Consider the following 13,456-nt stretch of genomic DNA (forward strand, 5'->3'; position numbering starts at 1 on the left):
CTTTGAGCCCATGCTCACGCGCGCACGCTATGTCGAGGTGATCCTGCTGGTGTTCGGCTTCTACTCCGTTGGCCTGGGACTGTTCATGGCGGTGGCGCCGGGAACCTTCTTCCACACCCTCGGGGCGTTCGGGGTACGCAACACCCACTACATCTTCGACAACGCCTCGTTCGAGTTCCCGCTGGGCTTATTGCTGCTCGGCGCGCTGCGCTGGCCGTCCTGGCGGGTGCCTGCGCTGGCCTTCGCCACCGCGCACTGGGCGCTGCACGCGGTCAGCCACCTGGTGGACACCAAGCATCACGCCGGGGCAGCCGTGGGCTGGCTGGAGTTCGCCGGGTTGGTAATCGCCACCGGTTGGCTCGCTGTTGCCCTGCGCCTGAGTCTTATTCGCCGGTGAACTGCGGCGGGCGCTTGGCGAACGTGGCCGAGATGCCCTCGGTCAGGTCTTTGGACGGCAGGAACGCCGCGTTCCAGGTGGCGACGTAGCGCAGGCTCTCCGATACCGCCGCGATGCGCTGCTGGTCCAGGACGTCCTTGATGCCGTGCACGGTCAGCGGCGGGTTGGCGGCGATCTCGGCGGCGGTGGCGTGCGCGGCGACCAGCGTGGCGTCGGCGTCGGCGTACACGTCGTTGACCAGGCCGATCTTCTCGGCGCGGGCGGCGTCGATGTCTTTGCCGGTCAGCGCGAGCTCGCGCAGGTGCCCGTCGTTGAGGATCAGCGGCAGCCGGGCCAGGCTGCCCACGTCGGCGACGATCGCCAGCTTGACCTCACGCACCGAGAACTTCGCGTCGGCGCTGGCGTAGCGGATGTCCACTGCCGAAATCAGGTCGACGCCGCCGCCGATGCACCAGCCGTGAACCGCGGCGATGGTGGGCGTCCGGCAGTCGGCGACGGCGGTGATCGCGCCCTGCATCCGCTTGATCTCCCGGTGGAACACCGCGCGCGGACCGGCCAGCGCGTCGCCGGACAGCAGCGGCGTGAACGACCCGCCCATCGCCGGCACGTCCAGGCCGTAGCTGAAGTTGCGGCCCGAGCCGGTCAGCACGATCGCCCGCACTTCGGGGTCGGCGTCCAGCGCCGGGAACAGCTCGGGCAACTCCGACCAGAACGCGGGTCCCATCGCGTTGCCTTTGCCCGGGCCGATCAGCGTCACCTGCGCGACCTGGTCTTTGATCTCGACGGTGACGGATTCGTATGTATCGGCCATAGCCGAGACCGTAGCGTGACGGGTATGCCCTCAGACTTGCGACCCGGCCCGGATTCTCCGCCTACCGACGAGCTGGCCAGCGCCGAAGCAACCCTCGCGGTGCTCCAGCAGGTGCTGCACCCGATCAGCCGCGAGGACAGCGCCAAGCAGACGCCGTGCGCGGAGTTCGACGTCAAGCAGCTGACCCGGCACCTGCTCAATTCGATCGTGTCGCTGGGCGGCATGGTCGGGGCGGACATCTCGGTGCCGCAGGACACCGACTCGGTGGAGGCGCTGGTGGTCAGCGCGTCCCGTCCGGCCCTGGACGCCTGGCACAAGCACGGTCTGGACGGCGAGGTGCGGTTGGGCACGAACCCGATGCCGGCCCGGGTCGCGGTCGCGGTGTTCTCGATCGAATTCCTGGTGCACGGTTGGGATTACGCGGTGGCGGTGGGTCACGACGTGCACGCCCCGGACTCGCTGTCGGAGTACGTGCTCGGGCTGGCGCAGCAGATAATCCGCCCGGAACAGCGCGGTGCAGCCGGTTTCGATCAGCCCGTCCCGGTGCCGGCGGATGCGTCGCCGTTGGACCGGCTGGTCGCTTTCACCGGACGCGACCCGGGTTGGTCCGCGCCGAGCGTGTAACTACTGCGAAAAACTTGCCGTTTTTTCGCAGTGGCGGCACGCTCGGCGACGAACGCCGAAGCGGCTAGACCCGTTCCAGGTAGAAGTAGTAGTACCGACCGCCGTCCAGGACGCCTTTGCCGTTCATGATGCCCATCACCGCGTCGTCGTCGATCTTCTTGAAGTGGTCGTGGACGGGAGCGCCGTCGTAGACCATCGTGGCGGTCACCTCGCCGCGGAATTCCTCCAGCCACAGGCTGGCCTCGCCGTTCATCCGCTCGACGTTGGAGTATTTGTTCCCCTCGGCGTCCAGGCAGACCAACGGCTGCACGTCGGTGACCGACTTGAAGGTCTTGCCGAACCAGTTGATCTTGGCCAGGGACCCGACGGCGCGGTGGGCGGTGACGAATTCGCCGCCCTCCCATTCACCGAGCATGCCGTCGACGGTCGCGGGCTCGAGTGTCGCCCAGAAATCGTCGAGTTCGGCGTCCGGGATGACGCCGTCGCGTTCCTTGAATTCGGTGAACTGCTTGCGGGCAACACTCATCGTGCGTCTCCTCCAATCCAGCCGCGGGCGAACCGCAGCAGGGCGTCGTTCTCGGATGGGTCGGCGGTCACCGTGACCCGGACACCGTCGGTGCCGTAGGGGCGGACCACGATCAGCGCGTTGGCGGCCTGCTGTACGAAGTCGCGGGTGCGGGGGCCCAGTGGCAGCCAGACGAAGTTGGCCTGCGACGACGGCAGCGTGAAGCCGGCGTCCCGCAACTCCGCGCTGACCCGTCGACGTTCGGCGACGACGGCGTCGGTGCGGGCCAGCAGTTCGTCGGAGGCGTCCAGCGAGGCGATCGCCGCGGCCTGCGAGACGCTCGTCGCGGTGAACGGCACGTAGACCTGGTCGAGTGCGGTGATCACGTCGGGGTGGCCGATCGCGTAACCCACCCGCAGCCCCGCCAGCCCGTAGGCCTTGGAGAAGGTGCGCAGCACGACGACGTTGTCGTGCGCGCGCACGAGTCCCAGGCTGTCCGGCGCCATGCCGTCGCGGATGTACTCGACATAGGCCTCGTCGATGACGATCAGGATGTCCGACGGCACGGCCTCGACGAACCGGCTCAGCGCGTCCGGGTCGACGACGGTGGACGTCGGATTGTTGGGGTTGCAGACGAAGATCAGCCGGGTGCGCTCGGTGACCGCGGCCCGCATCGCGTCCAGGTCGAAGGTGTGGTCGGTCAGCGGGATCTGGACCGGTATGGCGCCGGCGACCTGGACCTGCGGCGGGTACAGCTCGAAGCTGCGCCACCCGAAGATCACCTCGTCGCCCACCGACGCGGTGATCTGCACCAACTGCTGGCACAGGCTGACCGAACCGCAGCCGACGGCGACGTGCTCGGGTGCGAAGTCGGGACCGATATGACGGGCCAGCGCGGCCTTGAGCTGTACGCATCCGTTGTCCGGGTACCGGTTGATCAGCTCGGTGGCGTTCCCGATGGCGGCGCGGACGCTGGGCAGCGGGCCGAACACCGTTTCGTTGCTGGCCAGTTTGATCGCGCCCGGCACGGTCTTGCCGGGAACGTAAACTGGCAGCCCGGCCAGCGCGGGCCGCAGGCGGGCGGTCACTTCGACAGCATATGACGCGGCTGTGTACGCTATGCCTCCGGCGGCTCCGGGTTCCGGGGTCGGGTACCCTTTGGAAGGCCATGGAGGCGTGCCAGAGCGGCCGAATGGGGCTCACTGCTAATGAGTTGTTCCCCTCAAAGGGAACCGGAGGTTCAAATCCTCTCGCCTCCGCCACGCAACACCCGCTGTACAACTAAAGACCGGCGCCCGTAGCTCAACGGATAGAGCATCTGACTACGGATCAGAAGGTTAGGGGTTCGAATCCCTTCGGGCGCGCTGCATTTCGTCCTCGACGTAAAACCATCGCCCGGCCCGCCGCTCGAACCGGCTGCGTTCGCGCATCTCGTCAACCCGCCCGTCGAACTCGAAGCTGGCAACGAACTCCACTACCTCGTCGCCGACATCGGTCACCCGTAGCCGCGTCCACCTGATCCGGGGATCGATAGCGACGTCCGGAGGCCGCGTCCGCGGATGCCAGGTCCGGAACACATAGTCGGCGTCGCCGCGGGCATATGCCGAGTACCTCGACCGCATCAATTCCTCCGCCGTGCGGGCCTGCCGATCGCCGTGATGCAACGGTCCGCAACACGCCGGATAGCCGGCGCCGCTGCCGCACGGACACTCGGGCCCGAGCAGTTCGGTCATTCGGCCAACTTAGTCGGTTGATAAAGACTGGCTGAATCGATAGCTCTGACCCCTGTACGACACCTAAAATCCGACTGGTGTTCACTGACCACGCGCGACGACCGCAGTTGCGTGCCCGGTCGGCGCCGAGCTGGGTCACGGTCGTCGTCGTGGCGGGTACGGCGCTGCTGGTGGGTCTGCAGATCGTCGCCAGCTGCTGGGGTTTCCAGGGTCCGCTACACAGCCTGATCAGCGACTACATCGCCACCCCGAAGTCGACAACGGTCTCGTGGGTCGGGCTGGCCGTGGGCATCGTGGGTGTGTCCACCCGATGCCGGATCTGGGCGTTGTCGCTAGCCGTGGCGCTCGACGTCGTCTTTGCTGCGGAGCGCTGGCTGCGCGGTGCGGCGTTGACGTTCGGCAACGGACCGATGATCGTGCTGACCGGGCTGGTCTTCGTGGCATGGTGGCGCTGGACGGGCGTCCGGCGCGCGACCGCCCTGCACGGGATCGCCCTCGGCTTCCTGGTGATCATGGCGACCAAGGTCGGCGACACCTGGTTGCGCATCACCGCTGTCGTCCGGCCGACGGTTCTCGACGAATACGCCTTCCTTGCCGACCACGCGCTCGGGCAACCGTCGTGGTTGGTCGGTCGGCTGTTCGAGGCGGGCGGCCCGGTTCTCACCGCCGTGCTGCACTGGGTGTACATCGAGTTGCCTCTCGCCGCCATGGTCGTCGTGGTCTATCAACTGCGCCACGTCAACTCCGCCGGCTGGCCGCGCCACTTCCTGGTGCGGACGTTTCTGATACTCGGCCTGGTCGGACCGTTGATCTATGTGGTGTTTCCGGTGGTCGGCCCGGAGTTCGCCTTCGGCCCCGCCGGCAGCGGCTTCCAGGTCGGCGACTTCTGGCCCCACACCCTGCCGCGGATCCTGTCGCCGCAGGCAATAGCGTTCGACGAGCTGACGGCGCGTAACTGCATGCCGTCGATGCACACCGCCTGGGCGCTGGCCGTGTTCCTGCATTCCCGCGGCGGTCCGCGCTGGCTGCGGTGGGGAGGCGCGTTCTGGCTGGTGGGAACCGTCGTGGCGACGCTTGGTTTCGGCTATCACTACGGCGTGGATCTGATCGCGGGTGCGGTGTTGTGCCTGACGTTGGAGTCGGCCTTGCGCGAGCCGGTGCGAGGCAACAAATGGTCGCGCCCGGCGTTGGTCGGCTCCGGTGTGGCTTTTCTGGCGGTCCTGCTGGCGTGCTGCCGGTTCCTGGCACCGGCGATGGCGCGCCATCCGGCGTTCTCCGGCGCCCTCCTGGTCGCGGCGATGGTGCTCTTCAGCCTCGGTTTCTACGCCGTTTTCCTCGGCGCCGGGAACGCAGTCCTGTCAGGCCCGGGTCTCGATCATGCCGAGGGCACGCTCGAACAGGTGCACCGTGGCGGCGTGCAGCATGTCGCCGACCGCCTTCTCGGCCTTGCCGGCACACGCGCGCGCCAGCGTGCCTTCGATCACGATGCCGAGCTTGAAGCAGGCCAGCACGGTGTACCAGGTGATGTTCGACAGGTCCCGGGTGGTGTTCGCGGCGTAGCGCTGCACGAGGTCGTCGGTGCTGGCCAATCCGTCGGTCCCGCCCAGGGCGTGGCTGAAGACCGCTGACCCGTCGTCCTGCCGCCAGGTCGCCAGCAGCCAACCGAGATCCAGCAGCGGGTCGCCGATGGTGGACATCTCCCAGTCGCAGATAGCCACCACCTCCGGGCCGGTGCGGGAGAACATCACGTTGGCCGCGTGGTAGTCGCCGTGCATGATGCCGGGTTTCCAGCTCGTCGGTCGGTTGCTCTCCAGCCAGCCCGCGATCTCGTCGATGCCCGGGATGTCCGGGCCGGGGTAGCCCTCGTACTCCTGGTAGGACTCCAGCTCCGAAAGCCACCGCGGCACTTGACGTTCCAGGAATCCCTCCGGCTTACCGAAGTCGGCGAGCCCGGCGGCGACGTGGTCGACCGCGCCGAGCTTGGCCAGCGCGTCGGCCATCGACAGACCCATGCCGAACCGCACCGCGGCGTCACCGGCATGCAGCGGCGGCAAACCCTCGCCGGCGTTGAAACCGTCGATGGGTTCCATCAGGTAGAAGACCGCGTCGCCGAGCACGGCGGTGTCGGCGCACGTGGCGATCAAGCGCGGATGTGGCACGTCGGTGCCCGCCAGCCCGGCGAGCACCTTGGTTTCCCGCAGTATCACGCTGTTGGTGCGGGCGCGCAGGTGCTGAGGACCCCGACGCAGCACATAGGACCGGCCCGACCTGGCGAAGCGCAACATCACGTTCTGCGTCCCGCCGGTGATGGGGGCGACGTCTTGCAACGGCCCTTCGCCCAGGCCCTGCTCGGACATCCACCGGGCTACCGCATCCAAATCGACGGCGGTCATTTGGTGCGCGGGGTGTGTCGGGCCGGACCGTCGGCGTCGGGCAGATCGTCGAGACCCTCGACGAACACCGCGCGGATCTCCTGCTTGCCGCGCGCCTGGCCATGATCGGCGAACACTTCCTGCGGCGTACGAGCCATGCTGCTCCTTTGCAACTTGTCGACCGTCTGCCAAAAGCGTAGGGGACCCTTGCCGAACCTCCGCACGCGCCGATCCGGCTTTAGGCGCCGCCGGCCGCCTGCCGATGATCAACGCGGCCTTAAGATGTTGTGTCCGAATGGGTTTCGTGCGCGCTATGTCGAGGACGGGAGTTTTTCCACTGTTTTCTTGATCTCAGCGATCGCATCCACCGGCGTGAGGTCCTGGCCCGCATCGTTCTTCCCGAGCTGCGGCCAGCCGGCACCCTCGGGTCCGCGTAGCTGATCCCAGATCTCGCGCACCTTGGTCAACAGTTCGCGTTGTTCCTCGTCACTGAGCGCCATCAACGGTCCTCCGTTCGTCGCGATGCCGCATGCGGCGGCAAATTGTTGCGGTGTCAGTCCATTCGCGGAGTTCATGTCGCACCTGCCGAATGGTGGCGCACCTTGGGGCAGATTCGGGCTGTACCCCTGGCCGTCGGTGTATTGGTGGGCGACCTGACCGGGCAGATTCGGATTGGACCCGTAACCGGCTGCCACCACCCGCAGACCCGGCGGTCGCACCGGCCACATGTTGAAGAAGTCGTAGGCGTTGGCGTATCCAATAATTCGCGCCGCCGATCCCGCGTATTCGGCCAGATTCCAGTACAACTGGTTGATCCAGCCCGACCCGTCGCCCGGCGGATTGCCGCCTGACTCGACGTCGAGCATCAACGACACCCGCGGATGCAACCCGCCTTGGGCGTCGATCATCGAGCATACGGTGTTGGCGTTGGCCAGCCAGTTCGGCCGGACGTAGGTGTAGACGATGCCGAAAGTCATTAGGCCGCTGTCCAATGCGGTGCGCATCCACGCGTAGTTGCGCGCGAAGTTGTGGTCCCGATAGGTGCCGTCGCAGACGCGAATCGACAGCACCTGATACGGATACGAGTCATCCACCGGCACTTGATATTCCGAGACGTCCGCGAACAGCGTGTCGGGCACGGCGCCGCTAACCTCCTTGGCTGCAAGGGTTGTCGCATCATGCTACCGATCCCGATCACGGGTGCCGGCGACTATCCTGGTCGCTATGGCCGATCGACCGGCGCGGGTTGCTGACGTACACGAATTGGCCGCGTCGATGCCTCATGTCAAGCGCATCGAGGGCCCGAAGGGCAACTCCATTTACCAGGTGGGCGGCAAGTCGTTCGTGTTCTTCCGCACCCCTCAGCCCGACTGCGCCGATCCGCAGACCGGCGCACGCTATGCCGACGTGATCATGCTGTGGGTGGACTCTGAGAGCGACAAGCTCGCGCTGGTACAGGATCCCGGGTCGCCGTTTTTCACCACTCCCCGCTTCGACGGGCATCCGTCGGTGTTGGTTCGGGGCAGTCGGTTGAGTGAAATCGGCGTCGCCGAATTGCGCGAGTTGGTGGCCGACGCGTGGTTGTCGCGCGCATCGAAAAGACGCGCCCAGATCTGGCTCGCCGATCGACTCGGTTAGTGCGCCGCCGGACCCCATTCATGTTTAGACACAGGTCCGACGGGCAACGCTCATCACACGTCAAATTGGTTTCGGGATCAATGGAGGTAACTATGGTGCGCGGTCGCGGAATACTCGGTGCAATTGTGCTGGTGTGGCTGCTCATCGGAGTCCTCGCGACCTGGCAGCGCGGATACTTCAAAGGCGAGGCCACCAGTTGTGCTTCAGCGGGAACCGTTGCGGTAACGGTGATTGCAGGCCCGCTGAATTACATGGGCGTAAATCCAAAAGTGACGAATTGCCATACGCCACGTTTGCCGGAACCCAGTGCGATGCAATCAATCGATCACATCCCTGCTCTGTAAAGGAAATGTCATGATTCTCGTCGGCGCAATCTTGCTCATCTTAGGATTTGTCTTCAGCGTGAAAGTGCTGACGGTCCTCGGAGTCGTCTTGCTGGTCATCGGCGCGGTGATGTGGGCCTTGGGCTCGGTCGGTCGTCCGGTGGCCGGACGGCGTAACTGGTACTGACTTCTTCGTCGATAGAACGGTCGCGTGATCGCAGCAGCGGTCGCGCGACCTTTCTAGTTTCGCCGCGTCGTTTCACAGCTGACACACAGTGACGCCATAGCTTCGCCCTATCGGCCTGAGCGGATACTGGAACGCGTGGCGTCTCCCAGAACCTCCGTCGAGCGGGTCGTCATGTGCCGCACCGACGGTCAACCGGTCACCGTGCTCGTGGTCGACGACGAACCCGTGCTCGCCGAGATGGTCTCGATGGCCCTGCGGTACGAGGGCTGGAATATCGCAACCGCCGGCGATGGTTCGTCGGCCATCGCAACCGCTCGCGCCGAACGACCCGACGTCGTGGTCCTCGACGTGATGCTGCCGGACATGAGCGGCCTGGACGTCCTGCGGAAGTTGCGGCAAGACAATCCGCGCCTTCCGGTGCTGTTGCTCACGGCCAAGGACGCGGTGGAGGACCGCATCGCCGGATTGACCGCCGGCGGAGACGATTACGTCACCAAACCGTTCAGCATCGAAGAGGTGGTGCTGCGGTTGCGTGCCCTCTTGCGACGCACCGGGGTAACCACCGTCGACAGCGGCGCGCAACTCGTCGTCGGGGATCTCGTGCTCGACGAAGACAGCCACGAAGTCTCGCGCGCCGGCGAACCGATTACGTTGACCTCCACCGAGTTCGAGCTGCTGCGGTTCATGATGCGAAACGCCAAGCGGGTGCTGAGCAAGGCGCAGATCCTGGACCGGGTATGGAGTTACGACTTCGGCGGCCGGTCCAACATCGTCGAGCTCTACATCTCCTACCTGCGCAAGAAGATCGACAGTGGTCGCGAACCGATGATCCACACGCTGCGCGGCGCGGGGTATGTCCTCAAGCCGGCGCGCTAGGCCGCCGCGCGAGTGGTCGCTGCGACTGCGGCTGCTGGTGGGTCAGGTCGCCGTGCTGGCCATCGTCTGTGTCGGGATCACGGTGGCCACCGAACTCGCGCTGCGACATCATCTGCTGGCGCAACTCGACAGCCAACTCAGCGGCACCTCGTACCGCTCGTCGCTGATGTACCCCGAGTCGCGCCGCCACGAACCCCGCTATGTCAAGACCGGTCCTGGTCCTAGGTTCCTCGATGCCCCGGGACAACCGGCGGGCATGGTCGCCGCCGTTGTCAGCGACGGCGAAACGGTGGACGCGGGATATCTGACCGGCAGTGGTGCCCGGGACGCCCTGACTCCGACGGCCAAGGCGCAGCTGGAGCAGATCGCCGGTAGCCGTACGCCGGTGACGTTGAATCTCGACGGCCTGGGTCGTTACCGGGTGGTGGCGGCCCCGAGCCGCAATCGGGCCGACGTGATCGTCACCGGCCTGTCCATGTCCAATATCGACGCCACCGAACTTCGGATGCTGGTCATCTTCGGCATTGTCACCGTCGTGGCGCTGGTGGCCGCGACCACCGCCGGCGCGGTGATCATCCGGCGGGCATTGGCGCCGCTGCGGCGGGTGGCACAAACCGCGACCGAAGTCGTCGATCTGCCGCTGGACCGCGGTGAAGTCGAACTTCCGGTGCGGGTGCCCGAATCCGATGCCAACCCCGAAACCGAAGTGGGCCAGCTCGGTTCGGCGCTCAACCGGATGCTCGACCACATCGCCGCAGCGTTGTCGACGCGGCAGGCCAGCGAGACCCGGGTGCGCCAATTCGTCGCCGACGCCAGCCACGAACTGCGCACCCCGCTGGCCGCGATCCGCGGCTACACCGAACTCGCCCAGCGCATGGGTGACGACCACGCAGCCGTGGAGCACGCCATGAGCCGGGTCGCCTCCGAGACCGAGCGGATCACCCGCCTGGTCGAGGACCTGCTGTTGCTGGCCCGGCTCGACTCGGGCCGGCCGCTGGAGCGCGAACCGGTGGATCTGTCGCGTCTGGCGGTCGACGCTGTCAGTGATGCGCACGTCGCCGGACCGGATCACCAGTGGGAACTCGACTTGCCCCCCGAACCGGTGGTGGTGGTGGGTGACGACGCACGGTTGCACCAGGTGCTGGCCAATCTGCTTGCCAACGCCCGCGTCCACACCAGCGCCGGCACCGTTGTCACCACCCGGTTGAGCACCGAGCCGAATCACGTCCTGCTGCAGGTCATCGACGACGGCCCCGGGATCCCGGCGGCGCAGCAGACGGAGGTGTTCGAGCGATTCGTGCGCGGCGACAGCTCGCGCTCACGTAAAGCCGGCAGCACCGGGCTGGGTCTGGCGATCGTCTCCGCCGTCGTCCGAGCCCACAACGGCAGGATCACGGTGAACAGCTCACCCGGTCATACCGAGTTCGCGGTGCGGTTGCCCGGCAATGTCTCTTAGCGGCCGGCAACCGCCCGCGCCCTCGCCTCAGATCGTCAGCCCGAGCAGGTGACGTTGATCTCGAACGACTTCTTGACCGGCTGCATGGGGTTGGCCATGTCCACGCCGGTGGCGGTGCCGCTGATCTTGTAGGAGTTGCCGTTCTTGGTCGCCTCTGCCTTGGCGTCAGGTGTACCGGGCGCGTAGCCGAGGGAAACCCCGTTGACGTTGCCGAGCGCGACCGACTTCACCTCGGGAGGGTTGGCGTCGGAAAGCACCGCGCCGATACCGGTGGCCGAGCCGCCGATCGCGATGTTGACGGTGCCGCCAGAATTGGTGCATACCGTCGTCCCGGTCACGTTCTGGTCCTGGCCGTCGATGAGGACCTTGGTGCCGGAGGCGCCGCCGCCTCCGCTGGCTGCCGACGAACAACTGCTGCTGCTCGACTTTGGCTTGTCACTCGAACAGCCCGAAACACCCGCGACCAGAATGGCCGCTCCGGCCACCGCGACCGTCAGTCCACGCTTCACCTGTGCTCCTTTGCCCAATGAAACGGCCCGTCTTCAGTGCGGTCCGCCACGGCAGTATGCGCGGAAAGTGGACTGAATTGCTAGGCAGAACGAAAAAGATTTTCCTCTTTCTGGCGCCCCGCGAGGGTGGAAAGGTAGGACCGATGGACCACAAGCCTCCTACCGCAGTCATCGAGTCGGCGCACGACAAGCACTCGCTACCGCTGCACGACACAAGGGATTTCGACGACGCCGACCGTGGTTTCATAGCCGCGCTGTCCCCGTGCGTGATCAAGACTGCCGACGGCCGGGTGGTGTGGGACAACGACGCTTACGCCTTCCTGGACGGTCCGGCGCCCACGTCGGTGCACCCCAGCCTGTGGCGGCAGTCCACATTGGCGGCCAAGCAGGGCTTGTACGAAGTGGTGCCTGGCATCTACCAGGTTCGCGGACTCGACCTGTCCAACATCAGCTTCGTCGAGGGCGACACCGGGGTCATCGTGATCGACCCGTTGGTGTCCACCGAGACAGCCGCGGCCGCGCTGGAGTTGTACCGGACCCATCGCGGTGGTGAGCGTCCCGTCGTGGCGGTGATCTACACCCACAGTCACGCCGACCATTTCGGCGGCGTGCTGGGCGTGACGTCGCAGGCCGACGTGGACGCCGGCAAGGTCGCCGTGCTGGCGCCGGAAGGTTTCACAGAGCACGCGGTGCAGGAGAACGTGTACGCCGGCCCAGCCATGACGCGCCGTGCGACCTATATGTACGGCGCGTTGCTGGACCGTGGACCGCGGGGGCAGGTGGGTTGTGGACTCGGTCAGACTCCGTCGACCGGCGAGGTGGCGCTGATCGTCCCGACTATCGACATCACCACGACGGGTGAGACGCACACCATCGACGGTGTGGAGATCGAGTTCCAGATGGCGCCGGGCACCGAGGCGCCCGCCGAAATGCACTTCTACTTCCCGCAATTCCGCGCGCTGTGCATGGCCGAGAACGCCACCCACAACCTGCACAACCTGCTGACCCTGCGCGGTGCGCTGGTCCGCGACCCCCGTGCCTGGTCGGGCTACCTCACCGAGGCGATCGACAGTTTCGCCGATCGCGCCGACGTGGTGTTCGCCTCCCACCACTGGCCGACCTGGGGGCACGACCGGATCGTCGAATTCCTGTCGCTGCAGCGAGACCTCTACGCGTATCTGCACGACCAGACGCTGCGGTTGCTGAATCAGGGCTATACCGGGGTGGAGATCGCCGAAATGTTCCAGCTGCCACCGGCATTGGACCAGGCTTGGCATGCCCGCGGGTACTACGGGTCGGTCAGTCACAATGTGAAAGCGGTCTACCAGCGCTACATGGGCTGGTTCGACGGCAACCCGGGCCGGTTGTGGCCGCACCCGCCCGAAGCCCTCGGTCCGCGCTATGTGGAGGCCATCGGCGGCATCGACCGAGTCGTCGAGCTTGCCCGGGCCGCGTTCGATTCCGGCGACTTCCGTTGGGCTGCAACATTACTCGATCATGCCATGTTCACCGACGAGCACCACGCGGCGGCGCGGGAGCTGTATGCGGACACATTGGAGCAGTTGGGTTATGGCGCCGAGAACGCGACGTGGCGAAACTTCTTCGTCAGTGGCGCCACCGAACTGCGGGTGGGCACTTTCGGCACGGCGACGCAGACCACCTCGCCGTCCATGCTGTCGCAGTTGACCCCTGAGCAGGTGTTCGACAGCCTGGCCATTCGGGTGAACGGCCCCCGCAGCTGGGATCTCGACCTCTCCGTCGACGTCACCTTCATGGACGCGGATGTCAACTACCGGCTGGCGCTGCGCAACGGCGTGCTCGTGCATCGTCGCATACCGGCAGATCCCGACACCGCGACCGTTACGATCAAGCTGGCCAACAAGACTCGGCTGCTGCTGGTGGCGATCGGCGACTTCACCTCACCCGGCCTGGAGTTGTCCGGCGATCAGGCGGCGCTGCAGTCGTTGATCGGGGCGCTCGACGATCCGGACCCGAACTTCAACATCGTCACCCCTTGAGGGCGAG

At 66.1% G+C, this 13,456-nt stretch carries 15 protein-coding genes, 2 tRNA genes and 2 pseudogenes; 11 read left to right on the forward strand and 8 right to left on the reverse strand.

All coding sequences use genetic code 11. From position 1 onward, the window contains the following. The first annotated feature begins 10 nt into the window (after positions 1-10). The gene (locus AC5Y46_RS10105) at positions 11-397 is read left to right on the forward strand and encodes a hypothetical protein (RefSeq protein ID WP_499943135.1); all 387 of its coding nucleotides are present in this window, start codon (positions 11-13) and stop codon (positions 395-397) included. On the opposite strand, the gene AC5Y46_RS10110 is transcribed toward AC5Y46_RS10105, so the two are convergent. Continuing rightward, the gene (locus tag AC5Y46_RS10110; RefSeq protein ID WP_499943136.1) at positions 384-1,208 is read right to left on the reverse strand and encodes a crotonase/enoyl-CoA hydratase family protein; all 825 of its coding nucleotides are present in this window, start codon (positions 1,206-1,208) and stop codon (positions 384-386) included. The two genes, AC5Y46_RS10105 and AC5Y46_RS10110, sit on opposite strands and share 14 nt — an antisense overlap. A 24-nt stretch (positions 1,209-1,232) precedes the next feature. Between AC5Y46_RS10110 and AC5Y46_RS10115 the strand changes: the two genes are divergently transcribed. After that, entirely contained in the window at positions 1,233-1,832 is a 600-nt protein-coding gene (locus tag AC5Y46_RS10115) for a TIGR03086 family metal-binding protein (protein ID WP_499990914.1), read from the forward strand. Positions 1,833-1,896: 64 nt separating this feature from the next. Here AC5Y46_RS10115 and AC5Y46_RS10120 read toward each other — a convergent pair whose 3' ends face one another. Further along, entirely contained in the window at positions 1,897-2,358 is a 462-nt protein-coding gene (locus tag AC5Y46_RS10120) for a DUF4334 domain-containing protein (RefSeq protein ID WP_499943138.1), read from the reverse strand. Beyond that, positions 2,355-3,425 (reverse strand): aromatic amino acid aminotransferase, encoded by a 1,071-nt coding sequence (locus AC5Y46_RS10125; RefSeq protein ID WP_499943139.1) that lies wholly within the window; start codon positions 3,423-3,425, stop codon positions 2,355-2,357. Before AC5Y46_RS10125 ends, AC5Y46_RS10120 begins: the two co-directional genes overlap by 4 nt. Before the next feature lie 82 nt (positions 3,426-3,507). Between AC5Y46_RS10125 and AC5Y46_RS10130 the strand changes: the two genes are divergently transcribed. Then, a tRNA-Ser gene (locus AC5Y46_RS10130) sits at positions 3,508-3,599 on the forward strand. A 29-nt stretch (positions 3,600-3,628) separates the two neighbouring features. After that, positions 3,629-3,701, forward strand: a tRNA-Arg gene (locus AC5Y46_RS10135). On the opposite strand, the gene AC5Y46_RS10140 is transcribed toward AC5Y46_RS10135, so the two are convergent. Continuing rightward, on the reverse strand, positions 3,675-4,070 hold the full coding sequence (locus AC5Y46_RS10140) for a YchJ family protein (protein ID WP_499943140.1): 396 nt from the start codon (positions 4,068-4,070) through the stop codon (positions 3,675-3,677). The genes AC5Y46_RS10135 and AC5Y46_RS10140 overlap by 27 nt on opposite strands. 77 nt (positions 4,071-4,147) lie before the next feature. Between AC5Y46_RS10140 and AC5Y46_RS10145 the strand changes: the two are divergent. Continuing rightward, a pseudogene (locus tag AC5Y46_RS10145) lies at positions 4,148-5,188 on the forward strand (phosphatase PAP2 family protein); the annotation flags it as partial. Positions 5,189-5,428: 240 nt separating this feature from the next. Here AC5Y46_RS10145 and AC5Y46_RS10150 read toward each other — a convergent pair. The 3 genes and pseudogenes from AC5Y46_RS10150 to AC5Y46_RS10160 form a co-directional block, all read right to left on the reverse strand. Continuing rightward, on the reverse strand, positions 5,429-6,463 hold the full coding sequence (locus AC5Y46_RS10150) for a phosphotransferase family protein (protein ID WP_499943141.1): 1,035 nt from the start codon (positions 6,461-6,463) through the stop codon (positions 5,429-5,431). 32 nt (positions 6,464-6,495) lie between these two features. Next, a pseudogene (locus AC5Y46_RS10155) lies at positions 6,496-6,600 on the reverse strand (nuclear transport factor 2 family protein); the annotation flags it as partial. Between the two features lie 153 nt (positions 6,601-6,753). Continuing rightward, positions 6,754-7,581 carry a hypothetical protein gene (locus AC5Y46_RS10160; protein WP_499943142.1) on the reverse strand — a complete coding sequence of 276 codons (828 nt, stop codon included), beginning with the start codon at positions 7,579-7,581 and terminating at the stop codon, positions 6,754-6,756. Positions 7,582-7,666: 85 nt separating this feature from the next. Here AC5Y46_RS10160 and AC5Y46_RS10165 point away from each other — a divergent pair, with 85 nt between their 5' ends. The 5 genes from AC5Y46_RS10165 to AC5Y46_RS10185 all read left to right on the forward strand — a co-directional run bounded on the left by AC5Y46_RS10165 (position 7,667) and on the right by AC5Y46_RS10185 (position 10,922). After that, complete coding sequence (locus AC5Y46_RS10165) at positions 7,667-8,080, forward strand: MmcQ/YjbR family DNA-binding protein (protein WP_499943143.1); 414 nt, start codon at positions 7,667-7,669, stop codon at positions 8,078-8,080. Between the two features lie 80 nt (positions 8,081-8,160). Then, complete coding sequence (locus AC5Y46_RS10170; RefSeq protein WP_499943144.1) at positions 8,161-8,424, forward strand: hypothetical protein; 264 nt, start codon at positions 8,161-8,163, stop codon at positions 8,422-8,424. Positions 8,425-8,434: 10 nt separating this feature from the next. Then, entirely contained in the window at positions 8,435-8,590 is a 156-nt protein-coding gene (locus AC5Y46_RS10175; RefSeq protein WP_499943145.1) for a hypothetical protein, read from the forward strand. Between the two features lie 171 nt (positions 8,591-8,761). Further along, complete coding sequence (locus AC5Y46_RS10180) at positions 8,762-9,466, forward strand: response regulator transcription factor (RefSeq protein ID WP_499943175.1); 705 nt, start codon at positions 8,762-8,764, stop codon at positions 9,464-9,466. Next, positions 9,444-10,922: a sensor histidine kinase gene (locus AC5Y46_RS10185; RefSeq protein WP_499990917.1), complete on the forward strand. Its 1,479-nt coding sequence runs from the start codon at positions 9,444-9,446 to the stop codon at positions 10,920-10,922. The genes AC5Y46_RS10180 and AC5Y46_RS10185 overlap by 23 nt, the downstream gene beginning before the upstream one ends. 35 nt (positions 10,923-10,957) lie before the next feature. Here the strand turns inward: AC5Y46_RS10185 and AC5Y46_RS10190 are convergent, their stop codons facing one another. Continuing rightward, positions 10,958-11,431, reverse strand: a complete 474-nt coding sequence (locus AC5Y46_RS10190) for a lipoprotein LpqH (protein ID WP_499990919.1) — start codon at positions 11,429-11,431, stop codon at positions 10,958-10,960. Between the two features lie 143 nt (positions 11,432-11,574). Between AC5Y46_RS10190 and AC5Y46_RS10195 the strand changes: the two genes are divergently transcribed. Beyond that, a complete protein-coding gene (locus AC5Y46_RS10195; protein ID WP_499990921.1) occupies positions 11,575-13,449 on the forward strand; it encodes an alkyl/aryl-sulfatase in 1,875 nt (624 codons plus the stop codon). Positions 13,450-13,456 lie beyond the last annotated feature (7 nt).

The sequence above is a fragment of the Mycobacterium sp. NGS59 genome (assembly GCF_059812345.1).

Bases quoted from the DNA above. Each gene is read 5' to 3' on its own strand.
- AC5Y46_RS10105 (WP_499943135.1), top strand. From the start codon at position 11: ATGCTCACGCGCGCACGCTATGTCGAGGTGATCCTGCTGGTGTTCGGC.
- AC5Y46_RS10110 (WP_499943136.1), bottom strand. From the start codon at position 1,208: ATGGCCGATACATACGAATCCGTCACCGTCGAGATCAAAGACCAGGTC.
- AC5Y46_RS10115 (WP_499990914.1), top strand. From the start codon at position 1,233: ATGCCCTCAGACTTGCGACCCGGCCCGGATTCTCCGCCTACCGACGAG.
- AC5Y46_RS10120 (WP_499943138.1), bottom strand. From the start codon at position 2,358: ATGAGTGTTGCCCGCAAGCAGTTCACCGAATTCAAGGAACGCGACGGC.
- AC5Y46_RS10140 (WP_499943140.1), bottom strand. From the start codon at position 4,070: ATGACCGAACTGCTCGGGCCCGAGTGTCCGTGCGGCAGCGGCGCCGGC.
- AC5Y46_RS10150 (WP_499943141.1), bottom strand. From the start codon at position 6,463: ATGACCGCCGTCGATTTGGATGCGGTAGCCCGGTGGATGTCCGAGCAG.
- AC5Y46_RS10165 (WP_499943143.1), top strand. From the start codon at position 7,667: ATGGCCGATCGACCGGCGCGGGTTGCTGACGTACACGAATTGGCCGCG.
- AC5Y46_RS10170 (WP_499943144.1), top strand. From the start codon at position 8,161: ATGGAGGTAACTATGGTGCGCGGTCGCGGAATACTCGGTGCAATTGTG.
- AC5Y46_RS10175 (WP_499943145.1), top strand. From the start codon at position 8,435: ATGATTCTCGTCGGCGCAATCTTGCTCATCTTAGGATTTGTCTTCAGC.
- AC5Y46_RS10180 (WP_499943175.1), top strand. From the start codon at position 8,762: ATGTGCCGCACCGACGGTCAACCGGTCACCGTGCTCGTGGTCGACGAC.
- AC5Y46_RS10185 (WP_499990917.1), top strand. From the start codon at position 9,444: ATGTCCTCAAGCCGGCGCGCTAGGCCGCCGCGCGAGTGGTCGCTGCGA.
- AC5Y46_RS10195 (WP_499990921.1), top strand. From the start codon at position 11,575: ATGGACCACAAGCCTCCTACCGCAGTCATCGAGTCGGCGCACGACAAG.